This is a genomic window from Paenibacillus phytorum, from assembly GCF_013141715.1.
GTDB lineage: Bacteria > Bacillota > Bacilli > Paenibacillales > NBRC-103111 > Paenibacillus_E > Paenibacillus_E phytorum.
On record NZ_WHOA01000116.1, the window covers coordinates 21,902 to 37,969 of the forward strand.

19 protein-coding genes are annotated in these 16,068 nt (G+C 46.5%); 15 read left to right on the plus strand and 4 right to left on the minus strand.

Annotated elements, in window-relative coordinates; translation table 11 throughout:
- The first annotated feature begins 48 nt into the window (after positions 1-48).
- The 8 genes from GC098_RS17355 (at position 49) to GC098_RS17390 (ending at position 8,023) form a co-directional block, all read left to right on the plus strand.
- Positions 49-1,137, plus strand: coding sequence for a GerAB/ArcD/ProY family transporter (locus GC098_RS17355; RefSeq protein WP_171644382.1), 1,089 nt, complete (start codon positions 49-51; stop codon positions 1,135-1,137).
- A gap of 33 nt (positions 1,138-1,170) precedes the next feature.
- Entirely contained in the window at positions 1,171-2,697 is a 1,527-nt protein-coding gene (locus tag GC098_RS17360) for a spore germination protein (protein ID WP_171644383.1), read from the plus strand.
- Positions 2,694-3,860 (plus strand): Ger(x)C family spore germination protein, encoded by a 1,167-nt coding sequence (locus GC098_RS17365; RefSeq protein WP_171644384.1) that lies wholly within the window; start codon positions 2,694-2,696, stop codon positions 3,858-3,860. Before GC098_RS17360 ends, GC098_RS17365 begins: the two co-directional genes overlap by 4 nt.
- Positions 3,861-4,064, plus strand: a complete 204-nt coding sequence (locus GC098_RS17370; protein WP_171644385.1) for a hypothetical protein — start codon at positions 3,861-3,863, stop codon at positions 4,062-4,064.
- Positions 4,065-4,153: 89 nt separating this feature from the next.
- Positions 4,154-5,056, plus strand: a complete 903-nt coding sequence (locus GC098_RS17375; protein WP_171644386.1) for a PIG-L deacetylase family protein — start codon at positions 4,154-4,156, stop codon at positions 5,054-5,056.
- Positions 5,057-5,152: 96 nt separating this feature from the next.
- Complete coding sequence (locus tag GC098_RS17380; RefSeq protein WP_171644387.1) at positions 5,153-5,917, plus strand: response regulator transcription factor; 765 nt, start codon at positions 5,153-5,155, stop codon at positions 5,915-5,917.
- Complete coding sequence (locus tag GC098_RS17385) at positions 5,914-7,281, plus strand: sensor histidine kinase (protein ID WP_171644388.1); 1,368 nt, start codon at positions 5,914-5,916, stop codon at positions 7,279-7,281. Before GC098_RS17380 ends, GC098_RS17385 begins: the two co-directional genes overlap by 4 nt.
- Before the next feature lie 223 nt (positions 7,282-7,504).
- On the plus strand, positions 7,505-8,023 hold the full coding sequence (locus GC098_RS17390; protein WP_171644389.1) for a C40 family peptidase: 519 nt from the start codon (positions 7,505-7,507) through the stop codon (positions 8,021-8,023).
- Between the two features lie 96 nt (positions 8,024-8,119).
- Here the strand turns inward: GC098_RS17390 and GC098_RS17395 are convergent, their stop codons facing one another.
- Complete coding sequence (locus GC098_RS17395) at positions 8,120-8,578, minus strand: Hsp20/alpha crystallin family protein (protein WP_171644390.1); 459 nt, start codon at positions 8,576-8,578, stop codon at positions 8,120-8,122.
- A gap of 130 nt (positions 8,579-8,708) precedes the next feature.
- Between GC098_RS17395 and GC098_RS17400 the strand changes: the two genes are divergently transcribed.
- The 5 genes from GC098_RS17400 to GC098_RS17420 all read left to right on the plus strand — a co-directional run bounded on the left by GC098_RS17400 (position 8,709) and on the right by GC098_RS17420 (position 10,657).
- Positions 8,709-8,933, plus strand: a complete 225-nt coding sequence (locus GC098_RS17400; RefSeq protein ID WP_171644391.1) for a spore germination protein — start codon at positions 8,709-8,711, stop codon at positions 8,931-8,933.
- 40 nt (positions 8,934-8,973) lie between these two features.
- Positions 8,974-9,183 (plus strand): spore germination protein GerPB, encoded by a 210-nt coding sequence (locus GC098_RS17405; RefSeq protein ID WP_171644392.1) that lies wholly within the window; start codon positions 8,974-8,976, stop codon positions 9,181-9,183.
- A gap of 67 nt (positions 9,184-9,250) precedes the next feature.
- Entirely contained in the window at positions 9,251-10,015 is a 765-nt protein-coding gene (gene gerPC, locus GC098_RS17410) for a spore germination protein GerPC (protein ID WP_171644393.1), read from the plus strand.
- Between the two features lie 3 nt (positions 10,016-10,018).
- Positions 10,019-10,201: a spore germination protein GerPD gene (locus GC098_RS17415; RefSeq protein ID WP_281367086.1), complete on the plus strand. Its 183-nt coding sequence runs from the start codon at positions 10,019-10,021 to the stop codon at positions 10,199-10,201.
- A gap of 3 nt (positions 10,202-10,204) precedes the next feature.
- A complete protein-coding gene (locus GC098_RS17420; protein ID WP_171644394.1) occupies positions 10,205-10,657 on the plus strand; it encodes a spore germination protein GerPE in 453 nt (150 codons plus the stop codon).
- Between the two features lie 529 nt (positions 10,658-11,186).
- Here GC098_RS17420 and GC098_RS17425 read toward each other — a convergent pair.
- Positions 11,187-12,827: an S-layer homology domain-containing protein gene (locus GC098_RS17425; protein ID WP_171644395.1), complete on the minus strand. Its 1,641-nt coding sequence runs from the start codon at positions 12,825-12,827 to the stop codon at positions 11,187-11,189.
- A 132-nt stretch (positions 12,828-12,959) separates the two neighbouring features.
- Entirely contained in the window at positions 12,960-13,871 is a 912-nt protein-coding gene (locus GC098_RS17430) for a sensor domain-containing diguanylate cyclase (RefSeq protein WP_171644396.1), read from the minus strand.
- A gap of 320 nt (positions 13,872-14,191) precedes the next feature.
- Here GC098_RS17430 and GC098_RS17435 point away from each other — a divergent pair, with 320 nt between their 5' ends.
- Positions 14,192-14,893, plus strand: coding sequence for a response regulator (locus GC098_RS17435; RefSeq protein ID WP_056833708.1), 702 nt, complete (start codon positions 14,192-14,194; stop codon positions 14,891-14,893).
- On the opposite strand, the gene GC098_RS17440 is transcribed toward GC098_RS17435, so the two are convergent.
- The gene (locus GC098_RS17440; protein ID WP_171644397.1) at positions 14,890-15,627 is read right to left on the minus strand and encodes a DUF554 domain-containing protein; all 738 of its coding nucleotides are present in this window, start codon (positions 15,625-15,627) and stop codon (positions 14,890-14,892) included. The two genes, GC098_RS17435 and GC098_RS17440, sit on opposite strands and share 4 nt — an antisense overlap.
- 123 nt (positions 15,628-15,750) lie before the next feature.
- On the opposite strand from GC098_RS17440, the gene GC098_RS17445 reads away from it, so the two are divergent.
- Positions 15,751-15,984 carry a hypothetical protein gene (locus GC098_RS17445; RefSeq protein ID WP_057303652.1) on the plus strand — a complete coding sequence of 78 codons (234 nt, stop codon included), beginning with the start codon at positions 15,751-15,753 and terminating at the stop codon, positions 15,982-15,984.
- Positions 15,985-16,068: the final 84 nt, after the last annotated feature.

A 16,068-nucleotide genomic window follows, 5' to 3' on the forward strand; every position in this document is an offset into this window, starting at 1 on the left:
TGTTCCTTTCTGAAAATAATAAGGGAAAACACGTCAGGAGGGTTCTATATGGTCCAAGTACTCTCGACATGGCAAACCTTCTGTCTCATGTTCTTATTTCAACTGGGCACAACCGTTGTATTCGGCTTTGCCGGAGGCGCTAAGCAGGATGCTTGGCTTGCTGCTTTAATTAGTGCGCTTATTGGAATAAGCGTCGTGTGGATGTACACGCGCATGTACGAGCGGTTTCCTGAGGAAACGCTCATTTCTCTGCTTCATAAAACATTTGGCCGCTACATCAGCAAAATTTTTACTTCATTTTATATATTTGCCTTCATTTACGAAGCAGGAAGAATCCTGCGTGATCTTGGCGAATTAATGGAAACATTCCTGCTGCCAAGTACACCGACTCCGCTCTTAATGCTGTTATTACTTGCATTGGTCGCCTATGCCTGCTACGCGGGTATTGAACGGATTGCACGGTTGGCTGAGCTTAGTATTATTATCGTATTCCTGTTTACATGTACCCAGTTTATTTTACTGGCCTTCTCGAATGTCATTGATTTCTCGTGGCTTACCCCTGTGGCGTCCGATTGGAAACGTATTGGTGTTACCGTATTCCCACTTGGCATAACCACGACGTTTGGTGAAATGATTGCGTTCTCCGTGTTCTGGAAATTAACCGTTCGACCTCTTAAATTTCGGAAAGCAGCCCTTTTTTCTTCCCTTTTGGTTGGAGCTGTTTTTGTTATCTTAGACATCATTGCCGTCTGTACGTTAGGGCCTGATTTATTTTATCGCTCTTTTTACCCATTGCTTACCGCTTTTCAGTTAATTCGAATCGCCGACTTTATTGATAATCTGGATCCGTTTGTGGTGACTACTTTCATCACGGGCGGTTTATTCAAAATTATCATTTATGCCTACGCGGCTTGCACAACCATTGCAGCACAATGGAAAATAGATAACCATCGCGTGGTTATCTTTCCGATATCCTTGCTCATTTGGTTTATCTCGATCTACACAGCTAAAAACATTTCCAGCCATATTTTCGTAGGGTTGAAAATTGTGCCTTGGATCATTGAGCTTCCCTTGTTTATCCTCATTCCGCTCATTGTTTTCATTGTGACTGGGATACCCAAAAAAACTAGCGCTTAAACGTACAAGCGAGTTTTCCAAGGAGGGTTCGGCGTGAATCAAAGTACTCCTGCAACAGATCTCATTGATACCAAACAGCTTCAAACAGATATCAATGTTCATTTTGATTACGATCCTGACTTGGTGTTTGTACAAATCCATCTCACGCTTGTTGCGTATATTTCCGGCCTAGTGGATGCGAAACGAATTGAACGAGAAATTATACAACCTCTGACACAGCAAGCAGCAATTACGAATTCTACTGGCATTTTTACACCTGAAGTGATGGAAACCGACATTTTTGAGGCTATGATTCAAGGGCTTCTTTCGGGCTTTGTTATGATTGCGGAGCAAGGGCGGCAGAAGGTGATGCTTGCGAATCAAGCTTCTATGCCGCATCGCAACATTGAACAGCTTGAAACAGAATCCGTTGTTCGTGGACCGCGAGAAGGCTTTACTGAAATGCTGGAGACGAATATTGCTTTGCTGCGGAGACGACTGAAAACGGACAAATTGCGCATGAAAACATGGCAAATAGGTACGCTTAGCCAAACGGAAGTGCGACTTGTTTATTTGGACGGTATCGCGGAAGAAAACATCGTGAAGGAGGTCGTTAAACGAATAGGAGCCATCCGCATTGATGCCGTCCTAGAGAGTAATTATATCGAGGAAATGATACGCGATCATCCGTTTAGCCTTTTTCCAACGATGGAATATACCGAAAGACCAGATGTCGTTGCAGGCGCTTTGCTCGAAGGCAAGGTTTCCATTTTCACCAACAACACGCCCTTCGTCTTGATCGCTCCCTTTACATTCTGGTCAGCATTCCAATCGAGTGAAGATTACTATTTGACGTTCACCAGTGCCACCTTCATTCGTTTTATCCGTGCCATCTCCATCATGCTAGCTCTTCTCTTGCCTTCCTTGTATGTAGCTATCACAACTTTCCATCCAGAAATGCTGCCTACAAACCTGCTTTTGTCTGTTGCCGGAGCCCGCGAAGCCTCGCCCTTCCCTGCTTTGGTGGAGGCTTTGATCATGGAAATTACATTTGAGGCACTGCGCGAAGCCATCCTCAGACTACCACGGATCATGGGGCAAACCGTCAGCATCGTCGGCGGTTTAGTCATTGGACAAGCCGTTGTTCAGGCCGGCATCGTCTCTACGCCTATGGTCATTGTTGTTTCCGTAACCGGAATAGCTTCCTTCATGATTCCAAGGTACAACATGACCTTCTCGATTCGCATCATGCGCTTGCTTCTCCTCATCCTAGCCGGAACGCTGGGGTTCATAGGAATTCTGCTCGGACTTTTTGCTCTTGCTATTTATCTAACAGGTGTTCGCTCTATCGGTGTTCCCTATCTTACCCCAGTAGCTCCTTTGAGTGTAATTGGATTAAAAGATTTCCTGGTCCGTCTGCCCCATTGGCTGCTAAGCCGTGATCCCGGCCAAACTGAATTTAAAAACAAGGTTCGCCTGCCCAAAAATCAACGTTTAGCGAGGGAGCCATTTGACACCTTTCCTCCTTCACTTCGTCCGAATAAATCAGAGCCGCCTAACGAAGGGAAGATCCCAGAATGAGCAATCGCTTGATTCACGTAATCTCTATCGTAATGGTTTTGTGTTTAACAGGCTGCTGGGATCGTAAAGAGATTAATGATATCGCTATTATGCAGCTTAGCGCTTTAGATTTAGACCCTTTCACAGGAGGGTATAAAGGTTATTTACAGGTCGCTATTCCGAAAACAATCGGCGCTGGACAAGCCAGCGCCGGTGGAGGCTCCAAGCAGAAAACCTATATGTCTGTGGTCAGCTCGGGTACAGACATTGAATCGATTGTTACCCAATTGGAGCGAAAGCTTTCTAGAGATGTTCTGCTATCGCACCGGCGCATTCTCATCGTTGGCGATACGTTGGCCAGCAAGAACCTTGCTCCCTTAATGGATTATATTACGCGTAATCCTAAAAATAGATTACGCACATATCTCGTTATCGCCCGGGATACAGATGCTAAAAGTCTGGCCGAAACGAGCTATTCGCTGGAAGCAACCAAGGAAGAGGCTATGCGTGAAATCATCGCTCGTAAAATGAAAATTCCTACGATGCTCCGAGATTTTTTCGCATCCTCGGCTGCCCCAGGCATTGAGCCCATTGCAGCTGCTTTTTCCAAGGACAAAAAAGACGATAAAATTATTTTAGATAGCATTGCTTTATTCAAAAATCATGCCTTAGTAGGTTACGTAGACGGCAATGAAGCCGTCGCACTTTCAACAATATTAGGGAATGAGCCTAATGGTGATGTGAAGGTGAGAATTTCGGATCAAAAAGGTTCTCTCTCTGTTCGAATCGATAAATTAACTGTCCACAAAAAAGTAAAAGTAGTTCAGGATCAGCCTCAGTTTATGCTGGTCATCTCGGCATCTGGACATATCATGGACAATCGAACTACGGTAGATATCAGTAATCCAACTCATATCAATGAGCTCAATGAATCATTTGAACAAGAAATCACAAACATGTATCAAAAGTTATTGATAACACTGCAAAAGACTTATAAAACGGACAGCATCGGACTAGGGCACACCCTTTATCAGAAGTATCCAAAAATATGGAAAAAATCCGAAAAGAATTGGGACACACTTTTTCCGGAGCAAGAGGTTCGCTTGGAGGTATCTGCGAATATTCCTCAAATGGGAGCCCTCGGTGCTCCCTATTATTTAAAGGAGGAGGAGTTGACAGATTAAATGTGGATAAAATGGTCGCTACTCACGATTGTGTCTATCCTTGTAACCATACAGCAAATGTCTTACTGGTTCAAAAAAGGCCATCGCAAGCACGCGTGGGTCTTCCTTCTATGGATGATCATTGCATGGGGATTGGGCAGCGCCTTTATTGGCGGACTGGAGATGCCTGCTCCAACAAAGCCTTTATTCCCAGCCTGGAAGTAAACAAGAAGATCACGTTACTTGAACGATTCCGCTTCTGCCTACATACATTGATATCAGCTTGCTGACACCATGTATGGGAGGAATTTTCGTTGAAAGATGACTTACGTTACTGGGTGGCATCCTCGAATCTACGGCCCTATCCTGTTGATATTCTAGTATTTGCTCCCCATCCCGATGACGAAATACTCGGAACTGCCGGCATTATTATGCAAGCCATCGCTGCCGGTAAACGGGTACATGTTGTGTTCTTTACCAATGGAGACGGTTATCCGAAAGCCGCATCCTATTTATTACACAAACGACCTGAGGAGCTTGGACCTGCGGATTATTTGGAACTCAGTCGTGTTCGACAGCTCGAAGCTTACAATGCCGCAGCGCTTATTGGACTTAGCCCCATGGACCTTACCTTCCTTGGCTACCCTGATGCAGGACTTGATCGTGTTTATAACACTGTAGGAAACATCCCGTATCAGCAGCCATTCACACAGCGCAGTTCAACCTATGGGATGCTGACACCCGACTTTCACTCACTTGTTTATGGTTATCCAGCTCCTTACCGCAAAGATAGCGCCCTCCGTGACACGATGACACTGATCTCGATCATGCAGCCTTCTGAGATTTATGTGACGGATGCTGCGGATGGTCATTTGGACCATAAGGCCGCGAATGCATTTGTGATGGAAGCTGTATCACTGCTGCATTACCCAAGTACAGTATATACCTATGTTATCCACAGTGGACCTGATTCTCAGTGGCCTTGGCCAAGAGGCATCACACCTGAACAACCCTTTCAAGCGCATGAGTTCGAAGGAAAACGTATCCCTCTTTACTTGCCGTGGCCGCCCCCTGTTCGCCAACCACTGAATCTCGCCCAGGCCTATTGCAAGTGGCGCGCCCTTCTCGCTTACCGTTCGCAGATCGCTGTAGATTCTGAATTTCTGCAATCTTTTATCAAATGCGAAGAAATTTTCTGGCTGCCTGAAAGGTCCTGATCGCCTCATGTATGTAAATGTACCGAATAGAGAAAATAAAGAACGAATCGACACCGCTGACCATCAGCGAGCCGTTAGGAGTGAAATCTATCCGCCATGAGCCGCATATTGCTAATTGAGGACGAAGAACGCATTGCCAGGGTGCTTCAGTTGGAGCTGGAGCATGAAGGCTATGAGGTACATACAAGAGCAGATGGACGCTCTGGACTAAATGCAGCCTTAAACGAGTCAGAGGACTGGGAGCTTATCCTTCTTGACGTGATGCTGCCGGAGCTTAGCGGTCTAGAGGTGCTTCGCCGCATACGGCAGGTAAATTCTACCCTTCCCATTATCCTGCTGACGGCACGCGATGCCGTCCCGGACCGTGTCAGCGGACTTGACCAAGGCGCTAACGACTATGTGACGAAGCCTTTTGCCACGATCGAACTGCTCGCCCGTATTCGCAGTCTACTTCGCCAAAGAAGCTTGCAGGACCAGCCAGTAGAGCAGCCTCATTTGCTGAAAGTGGATGATCTAAGCATGGATTTAAAGAGTAGAGCCGTTACCCGAGAAGGTACACCGATCGAATTAACGCCTACGGAGTTTGATTTACTGCGCTTCTTGATTCAACACCAGGACGAAGTGATGTCGCGGGAGCAGATCATTTCGGAGGTTTGGGGATATGATTTTGTAGGAGATACGAACGTGGTTGACGTGTATATCCGATATTTGCGGCAAAAGGTGGACAAGCCCTTCTCTTCCAAGCTCATTCAGACGATACGCGGTATCGGCTACTTGCTGAAAGTTGAACCTTCCTCAAGCAAAGAGGCGGACGATTCAACTGGTGAAGCTGTCCCCAAAGACGGGCAGACCCCCTCATGAGCCTTAAGCTGAAGATCACACTGTGGGTTTCTGCAGGACTGATGTTGATCCTTTTTTTCAGCTTCATTTTTGTCTACTATATGTTCATTCGAGTTACAACCAAGGGCGAAGTCGAGCTGCTGAAAGAAAAAGCCCGCACCCTCATTCTGAAGGATTTGCCTAATCATCCTGAGTTTTGGCAGAATAACTCGCAGATGGAAGAACTCCTCATTCCGCAAGAAATGGTACGTTATATTGCTCCCGATTCAAAGGTGGTTTACCAAATCTATTCCGACCCCAAGCTGCTCAGCTATTCTGCCGATTATGTAGACAAAGAAACAGTCATCATAGAAACGGCGCCCGACGGAATTTTTATATTCGTGAAAATGCCTGTGTACAAAGAAGGTCATCAGGTGGCTATTTTAGAAATTGGACGCAACTTGCGAAGGTTGGGCGAATACTCCCGCATGCTCATTTCTATTCTTTTATTAACTTCCACAGGTGCGCTGATATTAGCTCTCCTTGGGGGTTATTTCTACACGAATGTGCTCTTTCGTCCGCTTCAGCAGCTAGTTACCACGATGCAAAACATTGAAAAAAGCGGCTCATTTAGGCACATCCCCATGCCTGAAAAGCTCACAAATGATGAGTTAATCATGCTTGGCGCAACATTTAATAGAATGATTGATAGGCTGCAGGAAATGTTTCAAAAGCAGGAGCAATTCCTTGCGGATGCCTCACACGAGCTGCGTACGCCGCTCACGATCATTGAGAGCTACGCTAGCTTATTGCGAAGATGGGCTTTCCGAGATGACAAGCTGCGTGAAGAAGCGCTCGAAGCCATCATCTCCGAATCAGCCCAGCTGAAGATTCTCACGCAAAATCTGCTTTCTCTTACCGATAAAGAGCGAGAAGACTGTGAACAAAAGAGCACCTTCGATCTCCTTCCGATTGCCCAGCAAACCGCAGCCTCGCTTAGAGTTACCTCTAGCAGAGAGATTGAGGTGCAGATCGAGCAAGACCTGAAAGAGCTTCATATGAACGGAGATCCCTATAAGATCAGGCAGCTTCTCATTATTTTGCTAGATAATGCACTCAAATACAGCCAGCAAATGGTCGTGTTGAAAATCGGCGTCACAGAGAGCAAGTGGGTCACTATCGAAGTCATAGATCAAGGTATTGGCATCGCGGAAAGTGACTTACCGCACCTTTTTGACCGCTTCTATCGGACGGATAAAGCAAGGAATCGCAAGCAAGGCGGAGTGGGTCTGGGACTGGCTATTGCGGAGCATATCGTTCAGAAGCATGAAGGGACTATTCAGCTCAAAAGCTGTTTAGGTCAAGGAACTACCGCATTGATTACGCTGCCAAAAACGTGTCAATAAAAACATTATAATGGGATTCTCATCATATTCTCAGAATTCACCTTAACACCTTTCATACCACTGATCTCAGGGTTACAAGGTAAATGTTAGGTGGAATTTCATCTGGTATACTTGGGCTTAGGTGGACGAACGCCCAAGTTAGCTCAGTAGAAGAGTCATGCAAATCAAGTTTTCTAATGAAAACTCAGCATAGGCTTACGAAAACTCTAAGGAGGCAAACCAGATGAAAAACCAACAACCAACGTGGTACAAGAAACTAGTCATAGCGGCATTGACCGTTTCCATAGGACTTTCTGCAGGAATGGTGAGCGCGCCCCATCAAGCCGGGGCAGCGGAGGCCATTGATGCCTCAATCACAGCAACTTCTCGCGGCAGTCAAGTCATTTCGATCGGTAAAAACTATTTGGGAAGACCTTATCAATTCGGTGCTAAAGCGGGTCAAACGCGAACATTTGACTGCTCTTCCTTCACTCAATACGTGTTCAAGCGGGTTGGCGTAAACCTGCCGCGGACCTCTAAGCAGCAATCCCATGTCGGAAGCTACGTATCCAGAAGCAACCTACGCACAGGCGATCTCGTGTTTTTCTCTATTCCAGGCAAACCTGGCGTCATTAACCATGTAGCCATTTATATGGGTAACGGCAACCTGCTGCAAACATACGGTGCAGGCGGAGTCCGTATTACTAACATTAACAGCGGAACTTGGTCGTCCCGTTACATGACCGCTCGCCGCGTCCTATAGTCACACAAGGATAACCCTCAGCCATATGGCTTGAGGGTTTTTGTTTTTCACCTAGGAGTCTGCATGCAATCAATGTACTCCGCCCCTCCTGGCTTGCTAGTAACGGATGTACGCTTCAACATAGTTCTCCCTTAAGCCTCGCTTGCGCACCTTGATCTGCAGCAGACGTTGTTTGTAGCTCACTCTAGCCGTCCTTGGCTGCACAAGGGTCGGTAGCTTAATGATTCGGTTCTTGCCGCTGAGAAAGCCGGTTACCTTAATCTGATTGGATTTCACAAACACCTGAAGCGCTCTTGGATTTTCATCTTTGGCAATTTTCACTTTAATAATGACATGTTCATGCGTCTCAAAGATTTCTGAGCCCGCATATTCTTGGGAAGAGAGATTGGCATCCATACCCGGCATCGCTTTTTTCAGCATGTCCTGTACATATCCCTCGGCCCACGTCATATTATCTAGAAAGGTCTGCCCTTTTTCACCGAAAGGCAGCTTCTGCCCAAGGAACTTCTCAACTTGCTCCCACTTTAACCAAGGATGGCGATTAAACCCGCTCAAGCCCATCACCTCATTTTCACTAGCAGTATATGTGCCTACTCCCTGATGTGACACCCAAATGAAAAACAGGGCACCTCTAGGCGAATACCCTCATATACTATAGTTGTGATAAGCGCAAGGGGGATCGACTATGCCATCTATCGTAGGGAATGTCAAAATCATCAGCGTGGGGCCGAGCTCCGTCGTCCACTTCGGCGATTCCTTTATCATCGCACCTACTAGCTCCTCCAAAACTTTTGCCGGAGCAGGCTCATTTAATACCGGGGACTTCCCTCGTATCTATAATGCCTATAGCACCACCGTAACCAACGATTCCGACCTTATCGAAAACAATGCCAGCGGAATAATCATTTAAATCAATTCATTTATTAACCTGAGCGAGGTGTTCATCCAAAATGAACTGGACCATCCATCAGACCATTATGATTCAGCATTTAAAAGTGGACTCAGTGGCTAACTCCTCCGTTCTGCAAATTGGCACCGCCGGATCTATCCGATCATTATCCAATCTTTACAATACAGGCGGCTTCGTTGAATCCGCTCCACAGCTTGGGGCAAACGCAATCAACCCAGTTTCTCTGGTTCCTTTACCACCGCCAACTTGATATAGACATTGGTATTAGGAGTCACAAGTTACAACTGATTGAAGCCGGAAGGAGGTGCCTTTCCTAGATGCATAATTGTATTACTTGGCAGCAATGGGCCCAGCAGGTCTCCGCCTATATTGAAATGCAAAAACAGCGAATCGATACGCTTGAACAAACGGTAACCAAACTGCAAACGGACCTTAACGCCTTGAAAAATCAGAAGGGCGTCCACATCGATAAAATTGAATATAAATTCGATCAACTCAAAGTCGAAAAGCTAGACGGGACCTTAACAATCGGTATCAGCCCCAGCTTACTTGACAATATCGATGACCTCTCAGTGAATGGTGCCTCGATGGGCAAATATGCTGGAGCTGATGCGAGTTCATTTTTTCAGGGGAAGGGGCAAGGACAAAGTCAAGGTCAAGGGCAAGGGATAAGTACATGGGAAGGTATAGGGCAAAGAGCACAAGGGCAAGATCAGGGGCAGGGGAAAGGGACGGGGCATCAAGGTCAAGATCCGGGGAAAGGAAGTACCTCTGGTTTTGGCATTCAGCAGGAGGTCTCTAGCGGGATAGAACAATATTTGCAATATGGTGTTCATGCCGATATGAACAATCTGGAAAACAAATATCAGTATCCATTGGACGAGGATTACAAAGCCCTCATTATCGATGATATCCGTAAACAGTTAGACACACGCATTCAGCATTATGTCAATCAATACCGCGGTGTTGGTTTCAAAGAACCAATGGAGGCCGTTACAACTAGCATCTTTGAGAAAACAAAACAAGACATAATCAGTGCAATTGAGAGTTACATATCCAGTTTACCAAGGAAGGAAGGCTAAAATATGCTGAACTTACATGTGGAAAACAAACAACTTTTCGTAGGTGACGTGCGAATCATCGGGGTAGCCAGTTCCTCGGTATTTCTCATTGGCGATACAGAAGTCATTTCATTGTCCTCCATGTTCGACACGCCTCCCGAATCGGTCATCATTTCTCCATTCGTACCACTTCCAGCGGAGAAATAACCCATGGCTCGCTTATCCATCGTTGGCAATGTCTATATCGATGACTTAGGCTCTAGCAGTATCATGCATGTTGGTGATAACATCAACACAGCCCTAAAAACAAGAGTCTTCGCTGTCCAACGTGAAGTTCCCTTCTATTATGGGAATGAGGGAAGCTTCAAGGCTTATCCCTTTTTTCAAAGACCCTTTCCCATCCCCCAGCCACCGGAACCCTTCACAATGTGTGTGGATAACTTAGGCTCATTTATTCGTGTGCAAAATATCCGTATTTTAGGCGTTTCCTCATCCGCTATGCTGCAGATCGGCAGTAATCGTATCACCAGTGCCGAAGCCCACGTCAAAAATATCCGTCAATTCGTCACAGATAAACCCGGCCCCAAAGAAAAGACAACCTTCGTCAAACTGGGCAAAGAAGAAGGCATCGGTTTCTTCGAAGCAGCTCCCAAGCAGACTTAGGTGACTGTCGATTCATTCATCCATCTTTCTCTACATTAAGGTGTCTTTCATCGGGATCAATTGTCATATATGCTCGCTGAAGTTGCTGGATGAATGAATCCCTATTTGCGGCAGAATGATGTTGTAAAAAATGCAACAATTGCTGCCTAAATCTCGCCTATCTTGTAGAAAATACAACATTGGTATCCACTATAGCTCATAACCATTTACAATGCTGCTGAACGGTTGAAAATCAAATTTGTTTTTAGCTACTGGGAGCGAGTGTTACTGGAAACGCTGGCTACTTGGCGAAGGAGTATCAGCTTCTTTGCTGCTACTGGCAGTGGAGGTACATCTGCTCATTGCCGAGCCTGACGTTGAAGGAAGCTATCTTCTTCTTTGTAGGTCCTTACGCTGGAGGAGCTATCTGGTTGCAACTGAGAATTAGCGGCGAGGCAAGGCAGTAACCTAAGCGCTTGGATAAGCAAAACAAAGAACCGCACCCCACTCGGCAAGCCGGAGTAGGGTGCGGTTCTCTGCTAGAGCCGGCTCACTTCGTGAGCAGCGGCTGGGCGCGGCTGAGCAGCGCCGCCATCTCCCCGCGCGTCAGCGACGCGCTTGGATGGAACGTGCCGTCCGCGTAGCCGTTGACAAGGCCATTGCTGCTCATAGCAGCGATGGCCTCCGCCGACCAGCTTCCTGCCGGCACGTCGGTGAAGCCCTTCGCAGCAGCTCCGCCGCTGGCCTGCGAAGTCAACTTCAAAGCGCGGGACAGCAGCACACTCATCTGCTCCCGCGTCATGATCTGATCCGGCGCGAAGCGATCGCTGCTGATCCCTTGGATCAGCCCGCTCATCTTCGCGGTCTGGATATCCTGCCACGCCCAGTGGGTGGCAGGGACATCACTGAACGAGGCGCCTATCGCTCCCGCCTCGGCTTTCAAGCCCAGCACGCGCACGATAATCGTCGCGGCTTCGGCTCGCGTGAGCGCCGCGTCCGGCGCGAACCGGTCAGCGGCTTTACCGAGCATCCAGCCTCGGTTCGCAGCGGCCAGCACGTCAGCTTGCGCCCAATGCTTCTGCATGTCGGCGAAGTAAAACCCATCCGACCACAGACTGTAATAGTCCCATGTATCAGACGATTCCTGATTCAGGCTCCAGCTTCCAGTTCCCTTCAAGTTGTACTTGTCTACCAGTTTCAGCTTTTCTTTGAGCGACTGTTCGTTCTCGAACCACACGGTGTAGTCGCCGGGGCCGAGCTTATTCCCATACACACTAGACGCAGCATCGGTTGGGCTTATCGTAAACGTTGCTACCGGTGATTGGCTAACAGCATCATAACGCACTGTTCCTTTATACATGTCAATCAGGTTCATCAGTGTCTGATCGGATACACCTGAGCCGTTTGCGGCAGCATCTTGATTCCAGTACCGCCCGTAGAACGGAACACCAAGAACTATTTTATCAGCTGGTGCCTGCGATACTGCGTATTGAATCGATTTCTCGACAAAGGGCAGGCTTGCCACAGGCCCCGGAGTTGGATCTCCAGGATAGCTTTCATCATAAGCCATGACCATTAAGTAATCACTTACCGCGGCTAATGCCTTGTAATCATACAAAGCAATCCAGCTCTTCGTTGTCCCTGTAGGGTTCGCTGCAACAGCCACGGATACTTCCATCCGGCTCGGGAGTTTATCGCGCAGCATTTTGACCATATCCGTATATTTATCCCGGTAGGCTGCATCTACATTCTCAATATCCAAATTGATGCCATCTAACTTATTATCCTCGATAGCCTTTACAATTTGATTCACAAGCGCTTCACGATTATCAATAGCTTTCTCACCTAGCGTCCTATCGAAATCGTTGCTAAGAAAAGGGACAACCTTCTTCCCTCTCGCATGCATGTCGGTTATGAAGGAAGGCTGAAGAGAATCGGATAGCTGCAAACTACCGTCTGCCTGGATATTAAAATAACTAGGCGAGATAACATCGAGGGTCTGACCGCTTTTATCCACTTGCGAGGTATAGGAATTTGGACTCCCGAAGAAGAGATAGGACATCGTAAATTTCCCTTGAGACGAGCTAGCTTCAGCCTTAACACGAGGTTCTGAGCTTGTTGCCATTGTCAAAAGCCCCGCGGCGGCTAGTATAATCAAGCATTTGCTCCATCGATTTTTGGCTTTATTCATCGGCCACCTCCCATTTCTAGTATCTAGCTGCTTCTCTCTATTTTGCTAGAAACAATAGGAATGTGCTAGGAGTAAATATTGGGGATAACAAAAAAACGTTACTTGAGAGCATTCTGCTCCGAGTAACGGTTTCTAATAAAACTGGTAGTGATTACGGCCTTTGCCCTTCACTTTGTATAGAGCAATATCTACTTCCTTCATCATGCTAGTCGCATCGGTCTCATTCGAGCGGTACATCGTAATCCCCATACTTACTGTTGCGCGAAACTGTTGACCCTGTATTTCCCATGGCTGTTCAAAACACCGAACGATACGCTGGGCCACGCTTTCCACGTGTTCCTTACAATCCACCGCGGGCAATAAGATGGTGAACTCGTCGCCTCCCATGCGGGCAAACATATCAACCTCACGGAGACATCCTTTGATTCGGTGAGTGAAATCCTGCAAGAACGCATCTCCTACATCATGGCCCATCGTATCATTAATCACTTTGAAATCATCTATATCTAAGTATAAAAGTCCAAACGGTCTCTTCGTCCGATTCGCTTTCAAAAGCATTTGCTGCAGATGCTCCTTAAACATTCGCCGGTTAGGCAAACCTGTCAGAGGATCATGATAAGCCATGGCAATAAGGCGGCTCTCTTGATTTTTGCGCAGCGTGATATCCGTTAGAACGAAAGAAATCTCGGCTAGAACACCCTCGTCATTACGAATTGGAATCGCGGTGCACTCGAACCAGATAATATTCTTACTTGCACTTCTCGCTCGAAATTCTAGCTTACTGCTGCTGCAAGTTTGCAAGGTTTTGATAAACATTTTATGTAAATCCATACCATATTCCGAATCGATAAAGTCCACCACTTGCTGAAAGTCACTAGGTATAAATCCTATCACCTCACTAAAATTCTTGGAGGCGTACGTCAAATTTCCATAAACATCAAATATGCTAAACAGATCCCAAGCTTGCTCGATGAATTGGCGTACGAATGTATCCTTCTGTAACGATGAATGTTTGGCGATATCCGCATCAGCCTTATGACTCATTACTCCGCAGCCCCTCTCGTGCTTTCTACATAGAGACTTAGGTAGATTAGCATGGGAACATAAAAATTCAATTAAGTTCATCCAAATTTTTCGTCAATTGAAGTCGAAATATGACTCTTTTCATACACTTTTCACATTTTCCGGGATGTAGAGGCAGATCAAATTACCTACTTTGGAGTAAGAATCGTACCAAATCTCTTTATCTGTCAATAAAAGGATAGAAATATCTAGGAGAATCGTTCTATAATGAAGGTAACATATTAGAGCGGGAACACCGTTCTTTCTACCAAGCTGTTCCGTTACTGAGGAGGATTTCTAGTATGGCAGGAGAAACTATTTTAGTCGTAGATGACGAGCAAGAAATTGTCCAATTGATTCAACTCTACCTAGCGCGGGAAGGCTATAAAGTCATCAGCGCCAATAACGGTCACGATGTATTTGAGATCGTGAAGGAACATAAGCCCGATCTTATTATTCTGGACATTCTATTGCCAGGACTTGATGGTATAGAAGTTTGCCGACAGCTTCGCAAAACGAGCAATACGCCGATCCTGTTCATCTCCTGCAAGAGCGAGGATATTGATATTATTCTCGGATTAAGCATGGGTGGCGATGATTATATGACGAAGCCTTTCAGCCCTAGTCAGCTCGTCGCTAGAGTTAAAGCTCATTTACGTCGAAATTCCATTCGAGAGCAGCATCAGGATGATCCTCAGTTGGTGAAATTCCCTGGCCTCGAAATCGATCTGGTTAGCCATATCGTTCGCGTGAATGGACAGACCATATCGTTATCGGCCAAAGAATTCGATTTGCTTTCCTTAATGGCTAAGACCCCTAATCGAGTATACAAAATCGAGCATCTGTTTGAACTTATATGGAGCCTGGATAGCATGGGCGATCCACGAACACTCATTGTACATATTAGTAATCTGCGTAAGAAAATTGAATCTAACCCAGCAGAGCCTCGCTACATTATTACGGTTCGTGGTGTCGGATACAAATTTAACGGTTCGGCTGTTTAGAACAGTCGGCTAAACCATACGGTAACATAATGCTGCAGAGGAACCGCTGCCGCCGCTATGACAAGTGCCGGAAGCATGTTGGCTACATTCATTTTTTTAATTTTGAGAATGTTGAGGCCAACGCCAATCACCAGGACGCCACCCACGGCTGTAATTTGGACGATCATAGCATCTAGAGACGCCTGGCTGAATGCCATGGCTATAAACGTCGCTGCCAGAGCGATGACCCCTTGCATCACGAACACGGACACCGCCGAGAAAATCACACCTATCCCAAGAGTAGACGCGAAGATAATGGATAAGAACCCGTCCAGCAATGATTTGGTATATAAAATATCATGATTATGCCTAAGGCCGCCATCCAATGGACCCAGAATAGCCATAGCTCCAATGCAATAAACCAAAGTACATGTCACGAAGCCTTGCGAGATACTGCTTGTAGGATGAGCAGAAGAGCCTTTGCGAAGTTGCGCCTGCAACCAGTCACCAAGCTGCTCTAGCCTGTACTCGATTCGCAGCAGTTCTCCAATGATACCTCCAATAACTACGCTCATAATAACTAGTACGATTTGATTCGACTTTAATGCCATAGTAATGCCCAGCACAGTAATGGCGAGCCCAAGGCCCTGCATAACTGTGCTTTTTATGCCTTCCGAGATGCGGGGCAGCATCATTCCTAATAATCCCCCAATAATAATGGCGATTGCATTCACAATCGTCCCCCATAAAGCCATGTTGATTCATTCCCTTTCTGCCTTCTAGTCTGTGACAACCTTCTCATTCTACATGATTCCGCTCATAATTTCCTCCATCATTGGAAATGGTATGAATAAGCAACAGGAAAGGAGGAATACAGCATGTCTAATGACAAATCGATGGATCCCATGACTGGCGACACGGTTGAGACGGACGGTATTTATGCCAATGAAGCAGGACGAGAGGTTACGCTCAAGCGCGGTGACGAGTTTCCCGCCGATCTTGTTTTGGGACGAACGACTTGGGAAATGAAGGGCTTCGCCGATGAAGCCGTGATTGATCATGACCAGTCTGAGCTTAACCCTATGCGCAAGCGTGTGGACGCGAGAACCTAATCATAGAACCGGGCTGCGATGAATTGCAGCCCGGTTTTTGCCTGCGTATGATATACTAAGGGGATGATATATCAAGCGTTGGGG